This is a genomic window from Bradyrhizobium sp. 40, from assembly GCF_023100925.1.
Lineage (GTDB): Bacteria > Pseudomonadota > Alphaproteobacteria > Rhizobiales > Xanthobacteraceae > Bradyrhizobium.
In genome coordinates, this window is the sequence record NZ_CP064688.1 from 6,814,409 (window position 1) to 6,831,515 (window position 17,107).

The 17,107-nt window shown below is 59.3% G+C and carries 20 protein-coding genes; 15 read left to right on the top strand and 5 right to left on the bottom strand.

All coding sequences use genetic code 11. The features are described 5' to 3' along the window. Positions 1–216: 216 nt before the first annotated feature. Positions 217–786 (bottom strand): Ada metal-binding domain-containing protein, encoded by a 570-nt coding sequence (locus IVB40_RS32670; RefSeq protein ID WP_247285625.1) that lies wholly within the window; start codon positions 784–786, stop codon positions 217–219. A gap of 131 nt (positions 787–917) precedes the next feature. Between IVB40_RS32670 and IVB40_RS32675 the strand changes: the two genes are divergently transcribed. Beyond that, on the top strand, positions 918–1,337 hold the full coding sequence (locus tag IVB40_RS32675) for a nuclear transport factor 2 family protein (RefSeq protein WP_247285623.1): 420 nt from the start codon (positions 918–920) through the stop codon (positions 1,335–1,337). A 70-nt stretch (positions 1,338–1,407) separates the two neighbouring features. Here the strand turns inward: IVB40_RS32675 and IVB40_RS32680 are convergent, their stop codons facing one another. Next, positions 1,408–1,926 carry an AAA family ATPase gene (locus IVB40_RS32680; RefSeq protein WP_247817454.1) on the bottom strand — a complete coding sequence of 173 codons (519 nt, stop codon included), beginning with the start codon at positions 1,924–1,926 and terminating at the stop codon, positions 1,408–1,410. Between the two features lie 362 nt (positions 1,927–2,288). Between IVB40_RS32680 and IVB40_RS32685 the strand changes: the two genes are divergently transcribed. After that, complete coding sequence (locus IVB40_RS32685) at positions 2,289–2,987, top strand: outer membrane beta-barrel protein (protein ID WP_247285619.1); 699 nt, start codon at positions 2,289–2,291, stop codon at positions 2,985–2,987. A 529-nt stretch (positions 2,988–3,516) separates the two neighbouring features. After that, complete coding sequence (locus tag IVB40_RS32690; RefSeq protein WP_247817455.1) at positions 3,517–4,539, top strand: LLM class flavin-dependent oxidoreductase; 1,023 nt, start codon at positions 3,517–3,519, stop codon at positions 4,537–4,539. 32 nt (positions 4,540–4,571) lie between these two features. On the opposite strand, the gene IVB40_RS32695 is transcribed toward IVB40_RS32690, so the two are convergent. Both IVB40_RS32695 and IVB40_RS32700 read right to left on the bottom strand, forming a co-directional pair. Beyond that, entirely contained in the window at positions 4,572–4,730 is a 159-nt protein-coding gene (locus IVB40_RS32695; protein WP_247817456.1) for a hypothetical protein, read from the bottom strand. A gap of 195 nt (positions 4,731–4,925) precedes the next feature. Then, positions 4,926–5,411: a hypothetical protein gene (locus IVB40_RS32700; protein ID WP_007597670.1), complete on the bottom strand. Its 486-nt coding sequence runs from the start codon at positions 5,409–5,411 to the stop codon at positions 4,926–4,928. A 227-nt stretch (positions 5,412–5,638) separates the two neighbouring features. Here IVB40_RS32700 and IVB40_RS32705 point away from each other — a divergent pair, with 227 nt between their 5' ends. From IVB40_RS32705 to IVB40_RS32740, 8 genes are all read left to right on the top strand, one after another. Beyond that, positions 5,639–5,863, top strand: coding sequence for a hypothetical protein (locus tag IVB40_RS32705; RefSeq protein ID WP_247463473.1), 225 nt, complete (start codon positions 5,639–5,641; stop codon positions 5,861–5,863). 164 nt (positions 5,864–6,027) lie between these two features. After that, on the top strand, positions 6,028–6,438 hold the full coding sequence (locus tag IVB40_RS32710) for a hypothetical protein (protein ID WP_247463475.1): 411 nt from the start codon (positions 6,028–6,030) through the stop codon (positions 6,436–6,438). Positions 6,439–6,686: 248 nt separating this feature from the next. After that, a complete protein-coding gene (locus tag IVB40_RS32715; RefSeq protein ID WP_247817457.1) occupies positions 6,687–7,937 on the top strand; it encodes an integrase arm-type DNA-binding domain-containing protein in 1,251 nt (416 codons plus the stop codon). 74 nt (positions 7,938–8,011) lie between these two features. Beyond that, positions 8,012–8,941, top strand: a complete 930-nt coding sequence (locus tag IVB40_RS32720) for a hypothetical protein (RefSeq protein ID WP_247817458.1) — start codon at positions 8,012–8,014, stop codon at positions 8,939–8,941. 170 nt (positions 8,942–9,111) lie between these two features. Further along, the gene (locus tag IVB40_RS32725) at positions 9,112–9,339 is read left to right on the top strand and encodes a helix-turn-helix domain-containing protein (RefSeq protein WP_247817459.1); all 228 of its coding nucleotides are present in this window, start codon (positions 9,112–9,114) and stop codon (positions 9,337–9,339) included. 267 nt (positions 9,340–9,606) lie between these two features. After that, on the top strand, positions 9,607–9,882 hold the full coding sequence (locus IVB40_RS32730) for a hypothetical protein (protein WP_247817460.1): 276 nt from the start codon (positions 9,607–9,609) through the stop codon (positions 9,880–9,882). Next, on the top strand, positions 9,882–11,495 hold the full coding sequence (locus IVB40_RS32735; RefSeq protein WP_247817461.1) for an AAA family ATPase: 1,614 nt from the start codon (positions 9,882–9,884) through the stop codon (positions 11,493–11,495). The genes IVB40_RS32730 and IVB40_RS32735 overlap by 1 nt, the downstream gene beginning before the upstream one ends. Continuing rightward, entirely contained in the window at positions 11,492–11,773 is a 282-nt protein-coding gene (locus tag IVB40_RS32740) for a hypothetical protein (RefSeq protein WP_247817462.1), read from the top strand. The genes IVB40_RS32735 and IVB40_RS32740 overlap by 4 nt, the downstream gene beginning before the upstream one ends. Before the next feature lie 354 nt (positions 11,774–12,127). Here IVB40_RS32740 and IVB40_RS32745 read toward each other — a convergent pair whose 3' ends face one another. Next, entirely contained in the window at positions 12,128–12,478 is a 351-nt protein-coding gene (locus tag IVB40_RS32745; protein ID WP_247817464.1) for a hypothetical protein, read from the bottom strand. A gap of 148 nt (positions 12,479–12,626) precedes the next feature. Between IVB40_RS32745 and IVB40_RS32750 the strand changes: the two genes are divergently transcribed. The 4 genes from IVB40_RS32750 to IVB40_RS32765 all read left to right on the top strand — a co-directional run bounded on the left by IVB40_RS32750 (position 12,627) and on the right by IVB40_RS32765 (position 16,716). Beyond that, a complete protein-coding gene (locus IVB40_RS32750; RefSeq protein WP_247817465.1) occupies positions 12,627–13,832 on the top strand; it encodes a hypothetical protein in 1,206 nt (401 codons plus the stop codon). A gap of 11 nt (positions 13,833–13,843) precedes the next feature. Continuing rightward, entirely contained in the window at positions 13,844–14,065 is a 222-nt protein-coding gene (locus IVB40_RS32755) for a hypothetical protein (protein ID WP_247817466.1), read from the top strand. Positions 14,066–14,261: 196 nt separating this feature from the next. After that, on the top strand, positions 14,262–14,528 hold the full coding sequence (locus tag IVB40_RS32760) for a helix-turn-helix domain-containing protein (protein WP_247817467.1): 267 nt from the start codon (positions 14,262–14,264) through the stop codon (positions 14,526–14,528). A gap of 478 nt (positions 14,529–15,006) precedes the next feature. Beyond that, positions 15,007–16,716, top strand: coding sequence for a tetratricopeptide repeat protein (locus IVB40_RS32765; protein WP_247817468.1), 1,710 nt, complete (start codon positions 15,007–15,009; stop codon positions 16,714–16,716). Positions 16,717–17,107: the final 391 nt, after the last annotated feature.

A 17,107-nucleotide genomic window follows, 5' to 3' on the forward strand; every position in this document is an offset into this window, starting at 1 on the left:
GAAGCGTGGTCTGATGTAGATCCGGAGCAATACGAAACCGAACGATAAGGTGTAAAGGCGTCGTCCGATCTTCCCAGCGACGTCCGCTCAGGGTCAAAGGCTGCCTCGGCCGCTCGCATGATGCCGGTCGGCTCACCTCCCGAAGGCCGACTTCACAGCCCTCGGAGCGAAGGCCCGCCACGGGCCAACAGCGGACCAACGTTGGGATGCCCGATCTCAGGCGAATACTCTGCGGCGGTGGCGAATGCTGGAGGGCGCGCGCCCATAGAGTTCGCGAAAGACGGCGTTGAATCGGCGAACGCTGCCGAAGCCAGCTCGGTAGGCGATCTGGGCCAATGGTTCAGTCGTCTCGTCAAGTAGGCGCTTCGCTCGCTGTACACGCCTGGTCTTTGCGACCTGTTGGGGGCTGGCCCCGACGTACCGCTCGAACAGACGCGCAAGGTGGCGCGAGCTTACCCCGAGCCGATGGGCCAGTGCGGCAACCGAACCGCCATCCAACGCGCCACCATCGATCAATTTCAGGGCCCGCGCGACTGTCGAACGCGTGCCATTCCAGGCAGCACAGAAGGGAGCGGTCTCCGGACGGCAACGCAGGCAAGGCCGGTATCCCGCAGCCTCGGCGGCCGCCGCAGTTTGATAGTAGGCCACGTTACAGGTCAACGGCTGCTTCACAGGGCAAACTGGGCGGCAGTAGATCCCCGTGGTCTTCACTGCCGTGTAGAAACGGCCGTCATAGCGCGGATCGCGCTGCAAGCGCGCGGTGTTGCATACCTCAAAACTGAGCATGACTCATCTTACCGCAGGGGGTGGCCAGAATAACAGTCCTGAGATGATCAGGTCCGATTCCGGCCAGCGATATCGGTGCGCCCTTCTTATAGAGAAGGTCCAGATTCGCTGAGCACTCGGAGAAGCAAAAAATGGACAGCACGAATCCTAAAGAGGTCGTGATCAATGCCTGGAAGACTTTTAAAACCCGGGATGCGAGGCTAATCGCCGAGCTGTTTACTCCCGATGCCGAATGGATCGCACCGGCCGGAAATGCCACGGCGGTCGCTCTCAAGCACACCGACCACATGATTGGACCGGACCAAATCGCACACTTTATTGCCTCGGAAATGCATCATCTGTTCTCGAACGTCGACATCTCGTTTCGGGGCATTCATGCCGATGGTGATACTGTGATCGTCGAGGAGCGGATGCGAGCCACTCTTCCTGGAGGCAAGCCCTACGAGAATGACTATTGCTTCGCTTTTGTCCTTTCGGGAGAGCGGATCAAACTGGTTCGCGAATACATGGACACCCGAAAGGGCTGGCAGATGATTTTCGAGCCACTTTAAAGGCCGCTCCGGGTCACAAGCGGACCTGCACCGGCTGCTCGCGGCAGGTCAGCTGTGGGCCAAGAGGAGACTAACCAGTCTGGGCGCGAACATACGTCTCCGCTTCTTCGAGCAGGTGATCGAGCGAGCTAACAGCCGTATCGAGCACCAGGTGTTCTCGATCCCACGGTTCATAGTCTCGGCTCACTACCTCAGCCCACGTTGGCTGCTTGAGACCGCTGATGTCTGAGGTGCGTGTTTCCACTCGTTGTCGATGCAAGATCAGGTCGCTGCAAACCACTTCAATCTCAACGACGCATGTCGACTTCTGAGCGGCGACCTGTCGCCATCCGACGCGGCTTGCCAGGACTGGATTTACGCAGTCTACGACAACGACACGACCAAGCTCGAGATTTTCAGCCGCGAGTGCGGTGGCTACCACATAGCCCATCGCGCCGACCCTATGACCTGCGGTCCGTAGCGTCTGCTCAACGGCATCGATACGAAGGTACGTGGCCGCGAGACGTCTGGTCAGCTCCCGGAAAACTGTTGTCTTGCCCGTGCCGGGAAGGCCACCAAAGACTATCAGCGCTGGTGGACGGCCTGTCATGCGACATCATCGGCCGGCATTCGGAAGTCCGCAATGGTCACCGGCGGTCCTCCACCGGCTGCGTGCGGCAGGTCAGCTAGCGGACAAGATGCGACATCCCGGGTCGATGAGCTTCCAGTATGAGCGGCAAAAGTTCTGAATCATGCCAGAGCTTTGGAATGCACAATGATAAATCCTTCGCGATGGCGGAACCGCGGAACTCGTCGCTCAGACGCCCGGTTCCGGGTCAACACGGTTCCTCAATTAACAAATGACCAGAGCGTTCCACACGTAGATCAGCGACGTGTGTCTCGCGCGCTACAGCAAATTCGGTGAGTTGAGTTAGCGTTTGGCACACATTCTTTAAACCTGAGAGACTCGAAATGAAAAAGTTCCTTCTCGCTACTGTCGCTTTCGCCGCCTTAGCGGGTACAGCATCGGCGGCTGATATGGCCGCGCGTCCTTACACCAAAGCCCCACCGATGGCCGCCTCGCCGATTTACAACTGGACCGGCTTTTACATCGGCGGTCACGTCGGCGGCGCATTCGGCGGCAGCAACAACATTCTGGCCCCCGGCTTCACCGGCACCAGCAGCAACGATGGTGTGTTCATGGGCGGCGCGCAGGTCGGTTACGACCATCAGTTCTCGCCGAACTGGGTGCTGGGCATTGAAGCGAACTACAGCTTCCTCGACACCAACAACAATCCCTTCGTCAACCGTGGGCTCGGTTCGGTCACCGGTCGCCTCGGCTACACCTGGGGTCCGGCGCTGCTGTACGTCAAAGGCGGTTACGCCTGGGCTGACTCCCGCCTTACGAACGGTTTCGGCGGCGGCACCTTCACCAACAACGGCGGTGGTCGCGACGGCTACACCGTGGGCGGTGGTCTCGAATACATGTTCGCCCAGAACTGGTCGGGCAAGGTCGAATACCAGTACTACGACTTCGGCACGCGGAACGCTCTCTTCACCAGCGCCGGCGGTGTTGTTACCGCCGTCGGCTTCCGCAATGACGAGCACACCATCAAGGCCGGCCTGAACTACCGGTTTAATTGGGGCGCCGCGTCGGCTTCTCGTTACTGACGCCTTACGTAAATATACTCAAAGGGCCAGCCATACGGGCTGGCCCTTTCTGCTAAGACGGAATGGCTGGCGCGAGTTGGCGGCTTGCGTTTTTACGAAGCTCTCCAGAAACTACTTGATGTCAGCTACGGGGCAACAGCGGTCCGCGGCCGGCTGCGCGCGGCAAGTCAGCGGTGGGCCCGAAGCGAACATATGAATTGAAGAGAAGCCGGGTCCTAACGGGTACGCGCCTGGTCAAGGAAACCAACCCACTCCTCGCTGATGATGTGGTAAAACAAGCCTGGTGGAAAGGCGCCCAGATCGGCAAGATCACTTGCCGAGACCGCGGCCGGCTTAGGAGTTAGCCTCGCTCGTGAATTAGCTAAATCGCTCAGTCTGAGCGGTGCAAAGCATGGCGTGCTTGCTGCTTTGTCCGCTTAGTGTGCTTCCCCCGGGCGGCATCACATACGAGCACACGCCTTTTCACGTTTGCCATCTTTCCTACGGCCGAGGTGTCGCAAACTCCGCCCGTCGTCCATATGTTGCCTTCATGAAAAAGATCGGATTCCTCTCCTTCGGGCACTGGACGCCCTCGCCGCAATCGCAGACCCGCTCGGCCGCGGACACGCTGCTGCAATCGATCGAGCTTGCGGTTGCGGCCGAAGAACTCGGCGCCGACGGCGCCTATTTTCGCGTGCACCATTTTGCGCGGCAGCTCGCCTCCCCCTTTCCGCTGCTGGCCGCTGTCGGCGCCAGGACCAGCAAGATCGAGATCGGCACGGCCGTGATCGACATGCGCTACGAGAATCCGCTGTACATGGCGGAGGACGCGGGCTCCGCCGACCTCATCGCCGGCGGGCGGCTGCAGCTCGGCATCAGCCGCGGCTCGCCCGAGCAGGTGATCGACGGCTGGCGCTATTTCGGCTACCAGCCGGCCGAGGGCGAGAGCGACGCCGAGATGGGCCGGCGTCATGCCGAGGTCTTTCTCGACATCTTGCGCGGCGAAGGTTTTGCAAAGCCCAACCCGCAGCCGATGTTTCCAAATCCGCCGGGGCTGTTGCGGCTCGAGCCCCATGCGGAAGGCCTGCGCGAACGGATCTGGTGGGGTGCCGGCTCGAACGCGACGGCGGTCTGGGCCGCCAAGCACGGCATGAATCTGCAGAGCTCGACGCTGAAGAACGACGAGACCGGCGAAGCCTTCCATGTGCAGCAGGCCGCGCAGATCCGCGCCTATCGCGCCGCGTGGAAAGAGGCCGGCCATACCCGCGAGCCCCGCGTGTCGGTCAGCCGCAGCATCTTCGCGCTGATCGACGATCGCGACCGCGCCTATTTCGGCGGGGAGCGCGGCAGCGAGGACCAGGTCGGCTTCATCGACCCGCGCACCCGCGCGATCTTCGGCCGCTCTTATGCCGCGGAGCCGGATGTGCTGATCGAGCAGCTCCGAGCGGACGACGCGATTGCGGAGGCGGACACGCTGCTGCTGACGATCCCGAACCAGCTCGGTGTCGACTATTGCGCGCACGCCATCGAGGCGATCCTCACGCACGTGGCGCCCGCGCTTGGGTGGCGCTGAGGCGAACGATCGACTTGGCGAAGCGCGCGCTCTCAAAACAAAGCGGCGTTGGCAGCCTGTCCGTAGATCATTGCAGCCACGAGAGAGAGCAGCAAGCCCGCGCCCGAAAAGATCACGAGGACTTTCAGAGTTTCGACGTCGACGTTGGTTCTCGTCGCGCGGGATATCGCCTTTGCAAGTGCAGCCATCATCGCCAGCTCCGAACACGCCGCGCGGAGGCACGGCCTATTCCATCTAGCGTGATTGGGCGCATTTGCGTGTGAAGCAGATTACAGGTGATCTTGCGTGCTGAATCTCACACGGCAGCGATGCGCGAAGAAGACCCAACCGGATTGTCTCGCCTTGGCGCCAAGGATGCCGCCAGCAGACAAACGCTGATCCGGCCGTCAAATCCCGCCGGGAAGCTCAACGCCGGCTTCCGTCAGGTCACGGAGGAATTTCCGCACCAGGAGCATGTTGGTTCTCTGCAGCTCGTGATTATTGCCGAACTTGAACTGGTTGGCTTCGGTTACGATCAGTCCCTGGTCGGTCTCGCGGAAAATGCCTTGCTTCTTCAAGCGATCGGCGCGCCGCCGGACGGTTTCGATCGGCAGACCGAAAAAGCGGGACAGGGCGGCACGGGAAACGCCCTGCTTGATCTTATCCGGCTCAACCGCCTGGATACTGCCAAATTGCCGGTCCAGTTCGGGGTTCTTCATGATCTTGAGAACGTTGGCGTTCAAGACCGCATGAATGATCATCAAGTCCAGCGGATCGAAATCGTAGTGGCGGAACATTTCGCTGGCTGCGCACAGCATGTAGGCCAACGAGTGGCGAGAGACGGTTCGGATCAAATCCGCCGCGATGTCCTCGCCTTCAGTCGTACCAACCATGGCCAGTGCCCGCTTCTACGGATGTCCGGTTGACGCCCACAAGCCGGTTCTATGTATCCGTGGCGCACCGCGCGTGAGGCAGGACCGGTCTGCTGTTTCCCCCAATATGGGTATGGCCGCGGTTCCATCGGGTCAATAGCTGGCTTGTCGGCAATATCATTTTCACCGATACGAGGTTGAGTTGCCGGGCGCGCAATTGGCGCGTGCCAATTGTGGTCATGGACCAAATGACATTTATCATCGAAGCTATTAGAGACGACTGCCGCACCGTGGATTTCCGTGACAGCGCGATCGTTGCGGTGATCCTGGCCCGCAAGCACGCGGTGAATGGTTTTGTGGTTTCGATCACGGCTCCGGACGGACAGTTTTTTTCAGCCGATCAGTTCAACCGTTTGCTGGCGAGCAGGGGGCTTGGTTCGAATCCAGCGGCGCAGGAAGTTGGGCGGCGCTAAGGGGGCGTTGTTACGCGCCATCTTGGAACCGGTGCAACCATTTGCAGCGGCTTCGGTGAGCGGTGCGAGCAGGGCATCGTCGGCGCGCCGGCCGATTGGATAGAGACTGATCTGCGGAATGTAGCCCTAGGTTTTCGGAAATCGCATTCGTCTTCGCCCGATCAGTGCTCGACCAAGGGAATGAAGAGATCCGAGCCTATGATCCATTCACGGAGCCCGCCCGGGAGCAGTGGCTCGCGCTGGACGAACAAGAACGTATCGATCGTGTGACGGAGTATCATCGGCGCGCGCGGATCCGCCTCACGCGCGCGACATTGCACGCCGTTATTCACGCCATCATGGAGAACCAGCTTGCTGATGCCGAACTACCGGTGCGAGGCACGGCGCAGCGACCGATGTCCGAAGGGCTCGATCGTCACGAAGCCATCCATGCGATCGGCTCGGTGCTGGTCGGATACTTGAACGACCGGATGCGCGGACTCAGGTCGGGCGGCGGCGACCTCGATACGAGGTCCGAGCAGGATCTGAACGAGGCTTATTTCGCCGAGCTGGAAGCCTTGACCGCGGAAGGATGACTTCACCGCGGAAGGATGACTTCGGTCCGCGTGACCAGGCGACAGTCGGTACCGAAATGGCGCGCCCGGAACGATTCGAACGTCCGACCCTCAGATTCGTAGTCTGATGCTCAAAACAGTGGGGGACGCACCAGAACGCTTGAACGCAGTCGGTTCTCGCTTTATTCTTTCGGAATGTCCCCCTCCGTTCCAATCAGTCCCGTCACATCCCGCTATTTTGTGTCCCCGGCGCGTCCCCGTAGGGACGCATGAAGAAGCTGCTGACTGACGCCTATTGCCGCGCCATTGAGCCCCCCGCAAACGGCAGGCTCGAGGTCGCTGACGTGCGCTGCGCCGGCCTTGTGCTGCGGGTGACAAAGGGGGGCGTTTCGTCATGGGGGTTCAGGTTCCGCGATCCGCTCACCAGGCGCACGCTCCGCGCCACCCTCGGCAACTATCCCGATATCGGCCTTTCCAAGGCTCGAACCGATGCCGACGACATGCGCAGGCAAGTTGCCGCAGGCATCAACCCGGTTGAGGCAAAGCGAAGCGCCAGAGCGGACGCCGGGTCTCGTGACTTTGCGATACTCGCCGAACGCTACATTATTGAGCACGCCGAGCGGCATAAGCGCCCCAGGTCCGCCGCTGAGGACCGGCGCAACCTCGATAAGCACGTTCTGCCGAAGTGGCGAAAGCGCGACTATCGGAAGATCCGGCGCGCCGACTGCATCGAACTGCTTGAGAGCATCGTTGCGGCTGGAACGCCCACGGCAGCCAATCGGGTCCACTCGCTCCTTTCCAAAATCTTCTCGTTCGCGATCGATTGCGACCTGAGAGAAGATAATCCCATGGTCCGCCTCAAGAAGCGGGGCGTGGAAAAAACGGGCAAGCGCGTGCTCGACGATAGCGAAATTCGAACCTTCTGGAGGAAGGCGGTCGAAAAGCCAATTTCCCGCCAGACCGGACTGGCCCTGAGGCTCGCGCTCCTGACAGCAGGCCGAGCAAACGAGGTTGCTGGCTGCAATCTGTCTGAGCTTCAGAACCTGAACCAAGCCAGTGCCGCCGGTTGGGCCATCCCCGCGGAGCGTGTGAAGAATAAGCGAGATTTCTTCATGCCATTGTCGTCCTTGGCAGTGGATATGATCAAGGAAGCCATGTCGCTGCTTCCAAAGGGCGCCAAAGTTCTCTTCCCCTCGCCGCGCTCAAAAGACAAATCGCAGTCGATCAGCGCCCACGCCCTCACGGTCGCGATGGCGCGGCTTGCCGAGACGCTTGACGGTAAATGGAGCGAGGATCCTCCCTCGCCTCACGACCTCCGCAGGACCGTTGAAACCCGAATGTCGGCTCTTGGCGTCAAGAAAGAGGATCGGGATGCATGTTTGAACCACAAGGCACGCGACGTCGGATCTGTGCATTACGACATGTATGAGCGACAGAAGGAAAAGCGGGCAGCGTTCAATCGGTACGCGCGGGAGATAGCGAGAGTTTTGGCGGAGGCGCCAAGGAATCGGCACGGCTAGGGTAGCTCCCGAAAAGCCGGTCCGCACCGGCCTGCCGTGTCGTCAGCATGCGGAGCACTAGCGGAGTGCAAATCATGAACGACGAGCCCATTGAGACCATAAACGGGGTCGAGTGGTACGCTGGCGAAGGCGCGCTGGTCTGGCCATCAAGACACAACCGAAATCGAGACGAGCGGTTGGCAGAATGTATTGCCGACCTGGAACAACTTCGCTCCGAAACCGATCCTGCTGGTGGAGCATCGACAGAGCATGAGAAGGACTTAAAGGCTCAACGTGCCTTGCGAGTGGCCGGTAACCTTGTGCAACTTCTGGCCGGGTGGGCGATCGATCATCTTTCTGGATTAGCAAAAAACAATCTCGATCCGCAAGAACATGAACCGGAAGAGATGCGCGTTGATGACTACGCGGCTGCCCGCTCGTTGCGCGACCTCCACAAGTACGAGCGCGAGGGAAACAGAGAGCGTCTAGATTTGAGCCGAGAGCAAGCCCGAAGGTTGCTCATCAACTTCATGACCTACAATCCTGGCGCCTTCCCGGAATCGCCTCAGTGCGATGTGCTTGAGGCCTTTTTTCGCATCGCCCGCGGCGACCCGGATGACCTATTCAAGCTCGCTCAGAATGGAAGTCGATACAATGCCGAGCGGGTCGCCCTGCAACTGCAAATGCTTTCCATCATCGCTTTTCGTAAAGCTCTTAATCGAACTCCGAAAGAGGAGACCATGGATAATATCATTGAGATATCCCAGCATGTCGGCTCAAGGATCGGAAGTATTGAGACCCTAAAGAAGTGGGAGCAGAGGCTTCGCGAAAGTCGCGGGGACAAGATTGTGGATCAATATCTCAGGCATGGTGAGCTTATGGCCAAGCGAGTGAAGCAGGTTAAAGGCGACCGGCTTTCCGGCGCTGTCACACACGACGAAGACACCTACGCGGGACATCTGAATGACGCTTCACTGCGTGATTATGTCGTGCGGTACGGGAAAATTCCAAACAAGGACAACTAAATTGCTTTTTTGTCCTCCTTTTTGGGGGCGCAAAATCGTCGATATAGCCCTCTGATCTTAGGGCAAAAAAAGTCAAATTCTGCAAATGGCGCCGGACACGTCGGCGCTCCTATCGTCGGTGCATGTCCTGCGACACACAGCGGGACGCTGTTGGAAAACAGGATGCACCCATGCAGACGCCCGAGACCGACCAGCCCTCGCAAATCGCAAAGCTAGCCTACACCCCCGAGGAGGCAGCCGCCGCCACGGGGCGCAGCCGTACGCGCATTTACAAAGCAGTGAGGGACAAGGAACTAACCGCTCGAAAGGACGGGAAGCGCACCGTCTTTGAGGCGACTGAGCTGAAGCGCTGGCTCCATGAGCTTCCGGCCATCGGCCGCGAGGCCACGGCCGCTTAATCCTAAGCCCGGTGGCTCGCTGCTTTCCTGGCGGGATGAGCGAGCGCACCGGGGTCTAAGAAAGGCTCCTCAGAATATGACTACACATAGCAACCCACTGCATGCAAACCAAGGCCTTTCAGGCCTCCCGCTATTTGACTGGCGCAATGCCGTCGTCCGCAAGCCGGCGACCAAGGCGGGACAATACTTGCTCTCCCGATACTCGCTCCCGCCGGGCCATGCCGATTTGATCGCGGCCCTTGCCGGCATTGGAGGGGTGACCGAGCGATGACAGACAAAATCAGGATCAGGCTCCCCGACGGCTCGCTGCAAACCTTCGCGGGCCGCGAGGCGTGGACGCTCCGCCATCTCGTCAATGCAGGCCCGCGCGGCCTCACGACAATCGACCACCCGGCGCCGCGCTGGTCACACTACATCTTCAAGCTCCGCCGCGCCGGGCTGACCATCACCACCGAATATGAGCCGCACCGCGGGTCATTTCCGGGGACGCATGGCCGTTACCGGCTCGAAACTTCCGTCGTAGTCGTCGCAGAGGCTGCTTAATGAACTTTCATCAATCACGAGCGCCCCTCACCGCAGATGAGTTGAAGCGTCGCGCCGAAGCTCTGTCAGCGACCGTCCAAGGTTCGGACCAAGATCAGAGCCGTGCCGGGGACGAAGCTGCTGACACCCCCAGCGATGAGCGGCAATTTGGGGCCACGGCTGCAAAAATATTGCGCGAGGTAAAGCGCAGCGTGGCATTGGCGTCTCAGGACGCCAAGCTCGCCGTTTTCACGGAAGCGGCAGCAACGCTGGCGGATGCCGTGGCGAACCAGTGGGTGCCCAAAAGCGTGATGGTCGATCGCCTCTCTGAAATCGCGGTCGCTCACGGGTACTTCGGTTGCGATCGACACGAAATCGAGAAGATGATCGGCCAGAGTGTGGAAAGGGCTTCCGCCGCGACGCAGAAGACTGATCAACCCTCGATCGGTTCGAAGCCACAAAAGCGGCGGTTGATCGCGCATCGCGCCAGCGACCTCGAGCCCGAGAAGTTGGTGTGGGTCTGGCCGGGCCGCATCCCCGAGGGCAAGCTGGTGCTGCTGGGTGGTCCCCCGGGGCTCGGTAAGAGCCAGCTGACCGCTTTCATGTCGGCCGTCGTCTCAAATGGCGGTCACTGGCCGTGCGGCGAGGGCTCGACGCTCCCGGGTGACGTGATCTTCATGAGCGCGGAAGATGGCGTGCAGGACACGATCATCCCGCGCCTCATGGCGGCGGGAGCCGACCGCGAGCGCGTTCACATCGTGTCGGCCGCGACCAAACCGGACGGGACCGGTCGGAAGACGTTCAGCTTGAAGACGGACGTTGATCTGCTGGAGGATATGGCGCGAAAAATCGGCACGGTTAGGCTGATCATCGTCGACCCCATCTCGGCCTACATGGGCGGGAGCGACGGCAACGGAAACGTGGAAACGAGGGAGGTGCTCGAACCGCTGGCCGACATGGCCAATCGCCTCCGGATCGCCGTCGTTGCAGTGACGCATCTCAACAAGGGCGGCGGCGGTGGCAACCAGAGCGCCTTGAACCGGTTCGCTGGTTCGATCGCTTTCGTGGCAGCAGCTCGCGCGGCCTTTGCGGTCATCGAAGATCCGGAAGACGACGAGCGGCGGTTCTTGCTCCAGGCCAAGAACAACCTCGGCAAGAAGTGCCAAGGGCTGGCCTTCCGGCTCGAGCAGCGCCTGGTCGGCGACGACGTCATCTCATCGAACGTCATGTTCGAGGGCGACCACGTCAGCGAGTCTATCGATGAGGCGCTATCTGCATCCGAAAACCGAGGTGCCAAGAAGGGGCAATCGGGTGGCGGCAAGGAGGACGTCATCCAGTTCCTCCGGGACATCTTGTCGGCTGGTCCGGTGGACGTTTTGGAGGTCGAGCGCCAGGCGCGGGCAGCGGCGCTGCTGGAGGACGACAAGCGGCTCAGCAAGAGCAAGGCCTTCCGTGAAGCCCGAGCCGAGCTCGGCGTCAGGTCCAGCCGAGCCGGCTTCGGCCCCGGTTCCCACTATGTGCTGGAGCTTCCGGACGCATCATGGGCGCCCAAAAAACCCATGGGCGCCCCCTCCCAAACAGGGGCGCCTATGGATGATTTGGGCGCCCATGGAGAGGTGGGAGGTCTGCAATGACGGGACTCCGAACCCGCCTGAAGGACCGAAGAGCTCATTGGCTCTTCCGGTTCGAGTGCGACGGCCAGTCCTATACCGGCGGCATCGGTCGGTTCGCGGATGGCCGGATCGCCGAGGTCTTCATCAACGCGACGAAGGTCGGCACGGCTGCCGAAACCACGCTCAGGACGCGGCAATCGTCGCGTCCTTGGCCCTCCAACACGGCTGCTCCGTTGAAACAATCCGGCACGCCTTGGCAAGGCCATGCGGATCTGCTGGTCCGTTGGCGACCCTGCTGAGGGCGGTGAGCGATGAGGTCGCCTGAAGGCTTTAATCCGAAGGTCTCACACCGTCGATCCGCGTGAGGGGATCGCCCTGAAGGAGGCCGCGGCACGAGCCGGCAAATCCGAGACCACGTTACGCAATTGGTGTGTGCAGCATGGGCTCGGGCGGCGGGTCGGCGGTGGCGTCTGGGTCGTCAGCAAGGTCGCGCTTGCGATGTTTCTTGATGACGATCGGCGGGCCCTTGCCGCTTATCTGGCCGGGGATCGTTCAAGCTCACCGGTGAAAGAGTACTTTGAGCGGGTCGGTGTATCTTTGCCGAGGTTGGCCGTATAGGGAGCGACCGCGAGTGCCATCGCACAGCTTCCTATTTAGATCTCGCAGTCGATTGAGTTCAAAGCCTTGCGCAAACCACCAAACGCGCCTAGCCGACAGGGATGGGTGTCGCCGGCAGACTTTGAACGCTCGGAAAGGGTAGTTCGCTTCATTTCGGCTTCCTTTGGCTTCGACTTAGGAAGGACAGCGGCAACCTTCTTTGATCTGGGATGGTGCCGACGGTGGTCTAGCGCCTTGGGGGGGTCCGAAGAATCGATACTCATGCCTTCCGATGGAGAAAGGTGTTCCGCGACCAGCGAGGGCTGAGCTGGAGTTTCGCTGCTCGCAGCGACAATTTCTAGTCGATCAGCTTTCGCCAGAGCACCATGTGAATCGGAGATGCCCATGGGCTCGGGCTCCTTCGCACCTGTGTCCCGCCGGCCGGCCTCAAAATCCGCAGCGTCCGCCGAACTCGCAACCTCCGCAGCTTTGACATGGTGGCTGGCGTCCTGCGCTCGTAACTACAACCGCATGCAGATTGCATGAGGACGAGACATGGACGATCCCCGCAAGTTTGAAGATCTGGTGCAGTTCAGGGCGCCGGCAAATCTTTCGGAAGCGATAGACACGGCAGCAAAACAAAGATGCCAGTCGAAATCTGACTACATCCGTCAATCGGTCGTGGATCGACTTCGTTCGGATGGTTTTGATCTGCATCACTCCGCCGGGCGAGTTTTGGGCGCCTTTTTTGCGCTCGTATTGATCGCGTCGAGCGCGATGGCAGCCGGCACCGTCCCCGGCATCAGCATGACCCAGCAGCTTGACGAGTTCGCCAAACCTCTCGGCGGCGGGAAGCTCTTCCTTATTCAGGCAGGAACGACTAGCGCCCCGCAAAACTGTTACCAGGACACTGGCCTCACCATCCCTTGGCCCAACCCAATCACGCTCGATTCTGCGGGCCGTATTCCGCAGCTGTTTTGTGCTGACGGCAACATCAAGATCCGTCTGACGGACAAGAACGGCAATCAGAAGCTCGTTCAAGACAATCTGCTGATCGTCGGTCCTTCGGGAGGCGGCGGCGGCGGCGGGACGGTCGACCCGACGACAATTTTCCAAACTGGCGCTTTCATGCAGTTTTATGGGACCGGGATCTTGTCAGGCTGGGTGCGGGCCAATGGCAGAACGATTGGCGGTCCAACGTCAGGAGCAAGTGAGCGCGCAAATGCCGACTGCCAAGCGCTGTTCATTTACCTGTGGGGCGCCGATTCAAATCTCGCTGTGAGCAGTGGCCGCGGCGCTTCTGCGGCAGTTGATTGGGCCGCGGGGAAGACGATTGCGCTGCCTGACCTTCGAGGTCGGGTGCTGGCTGGCCTCGGAGATATGGGAAACACCGACGCGGGCCGGCTGACCGCTAGCTATTTTGGCGCAACGGCAACAACGCTCGGAGCGGTCGGCGGTGCTGAAAACGTCACGCTAGCGACCCCGCAACTCCCTTCTCATCAGCACAATGTCTATTTGAGAGACCCAGGGCACGCTCACAGCGGAGTGATCGTCAGCACTAATGCCTACAATTCGCCAGGCGGCGCCACGGTCGTGGTTCAAAGCGCAAACGGCGGCAGCACAGGAACGTCGTCGACGGGCATGACCATCGGTTCCGTCAATGGTGTTGCCAACGACAATCTGACTGCGGCGGCAGGAGGAGCCAATCCCCATCGCACGGTGCAGCCAACGATCCTCGCTTCAACGTACCTCAAGCTGTAAGAGAGCTGGACATGATCACTCTGACCATCAAATCTGAGAACGAGGAAGCATTCCTCGTTCGCTTCCAGAGCAAGCAGAACGTCAATGGGGAGTTGGTATGGGCGGACAGTGAGGTGACGAAAGAAATCGGGCAGTCTCAGCGCTATGGAGTGGACGGCAACTTTCGCCTTGTTGTGGAAGTAGCTTCCGAGCCGGATAAAGCCGATGGCCGAACATCGAGAGTGCGACTGTAGCTCGAGCCCAAATTGCTTACCGCACGCTGAGGTGTCTCGTTCCCGTAGGATACCGCCCAACGTCCTACCGGCAGAGGCTGCAAAGCACTGCGAGTAGCGGGCGCGTGCTGCCCAATCAGCGGAAAGCGATCGAGAGCATGATTTCAACGATTGACGCTGCGATGCAGGCAACGGCGATCCAATCTGGAGTGAGCCAATGAGCGGTACACCGGACAGCGCCAGCGGCGCAATTATGTCATCCCCTAAAAGACCCGCGCCGCAAATCTTCAATGTGCAGGCCATTCGCGCGGCCTCGGGGATAGGCCAGACGCAGCAGACGTTCGCGGACGCCATTGGCGTTCCAGTGAAGACGCTTCGCAATTGGGAGCAGGGTCGAAGAAGGCCGACCGGGCCCGCACTGGTTCTGCTTCGACTGATCCACCTGAACCCCAAAACCGTGATCGGCATTCTTGAGCGGAAATGATCAGGTGGAGCGCCAGCGGCGGCTTGATTTTAATGAACGGAGCTCAAAGTCAAGCTGACTAACTCGCTATAACAGAAAAGGCTAAGGCGATTCCATTACCTAAAGGATGCGGAGCGGACGCGCGGCCGGCGCCTGCCCAACCGGTGCTTGTGGCCCTAAGCCGACCTGGCGTATCCACGCGTCGAAGACCGTTTATGACCCCTAGCAGACCTTAACGGGGACGCCCGCCGAGGTCGCTTATGATCCGAAACAAACATTTGTCGGGTGTAACCTGTCGTCATTAGCAATCCCGATCAGGCCGCTGGTTGATCTGAAGACGCCGCTGGCTCTAATCTGGAATTCCTTGTCGTTGCGTTTTCATTCAACAGCTCAGTCAATTGAAGGGTGCTTTTTGATGTGGTGGAGATCACTATGTCTCGTAATCTTGCTTTGGTCGGGCAATGCTTTTTCGAACGACAGGCAGGATAATCAGTTGTGCATGCAGATTACAAAGCCGAGCACCGCTGTTCCGGCGTGTACGAGAATGCTCAACTCCAAAAACATAAAACGTAACGTCGTTCTTAATAACCTCGGCGCTGCACTAAACAACGATGGAAAGTACGACCGGGCTCTGGAAGTTCTCACGCAATCAATTCGATTGGACTCGTCATATGCTTTTGCATGGCAAAATCGCGGCTTGGCGTGGTACCGCCTTGGAGATATAGACAAGTCGCTAAGCGACTTGGAAATGTCATTGAAGCTGAATCCGGGGAATGCTGCCGCTTATAATACACGAGGCATGGTCAAGCTTGATACTGGCGATATTGAAGGATGCTTGACCGATTTCGACCGATTAGTCGAACTAGCTCCTAAGGAGCCCGTTGCTTACAACAATCGGGGGATTTGTCGCCGGAGCCGTCGCGAATACGACAAGGCAGTGAACGATTTCGAGCAAGCTATCCACCTTAAGCCAACTTACGACGTGCCCTGGTCGAACCGTGGAGAAACCTTTCGTCTGAAAGGCGACCTAGATCGAGCATTGCAAGATCAGAGTAAAGCCATCGAGATCAATCCCAAGAATGGCACCAATTTCACCTTGCGCGGAGACACCTATCGATATCTGGGCTCGATAGAACTTGCTCTCGCAGACTACGACAAGGCTCTTGCTGTGAAGCCGGAGGCGCCTATTCCTGCGCTGACAGGACGCGGACTTACGCTCGAAAGGAAAGGCGATTTCGCGGGGGCTAAAGCGGCGTTCGAACAAGCAATGGCAGCTCGCTCAATCGATAAGTCAGAAATCAATCGTTCCGCTCTTGAAACGGCGAAAGCTCGATTGGCTGCGCTAGACTCCGGTGCGCCGCAACCCAGCATCGAGCCCGTTCCCACTAAGATCAAAACTACGACGTCGATACCTACTTCGGACGCGAAAGTCCCGTCTGTAGCATTGGGCAACCTTCGCGCCGACCGAAGGGTAGCCCTCGTTATTGGAAATTCATCTTACAGGGCCGTGTCGCCGCTTACGAATCCTCGCAACGATGCAGGAGCAATAGCGAAGTCACTTCGGAACATCGGATTTCAGGCCGTGACGCTCGTAACCGACGCAACACGCGAAAGTATAATTGATGCGCTTCGTGCGTTCGCAAATGAGGCCGAAAACTCTGACTGGGCGATGGTCTACTACGCTGGCCATGGGATTGAGGTCGGCGGTGTGAATTATCTTATTCCCGTTGATGCAAAGCTAGCCGTGGATCGCGACATAGAATATGAGGCAATCCCCATGTCCCAAGTCCTGCGCGCAGCAAACGCGGCCAAGAAGATAAAACTTGTTATGCTCGATGCGTGCCGTGATAATCCTTTCACACCTCGTAAAACAGATACACCAGCATTAATGGTGGGGAGCGAATCCACGGCCGGTCGTGCAATCGCATCGCGATCGACATCCGGGCGAGGCTTGGCCGAAGTCAAGGTTCAAGGTGCGACCCTGGTCGTCTTTGCAGCAAAGGACGGCCAGGTTGCTTTGGATGGTGAGGGCGGCAACTCGCCATTCGCCGTCGCTGTCACCCAACGAATTGCGACGCCAGGCGTCGAGATAAACAAGATGTTTCGCCTTATACGAGATGACGTGATGGAGGCAACTGCAGGCCGTCAAGAGCCATACACATACGGTTCGCTTCCTGGAAAGGAAGATTTCTTTTTCGTGTCGAAATGAGCCCGACTAGTGGGTGCTTGATCTCTGCTTGTGCACCGTTCGAGACCTGTCGAGCGCGGCGGGGCCGACGTGATAATTGTCGCTCTGGCCGGACGAGGGGCGATCGAACACGTTCAAGGTGGTGCGACTGTAGCCACCGAGTCCGCCAATCCGCAATGTTTCCGCTACGATCCCATCGATCCGCTTACCAAGCCGCCGGTGGAGCGGCTTAGCCGGGCGGCATTGCCATCGCCGTCGGTGTGGCCCCATGAGCCGAAGCTTGGCCCCAGATCGCATGGTTCGGCGCCGGTGCCATCGGGTCCCGGAGACTTGAGCGGACCGAAGGCCCAGCTCAGTTTATGACTCAGTGCCTCGATCAAACCAGAGCAAAACTAAAGCAAATGAAAGCATC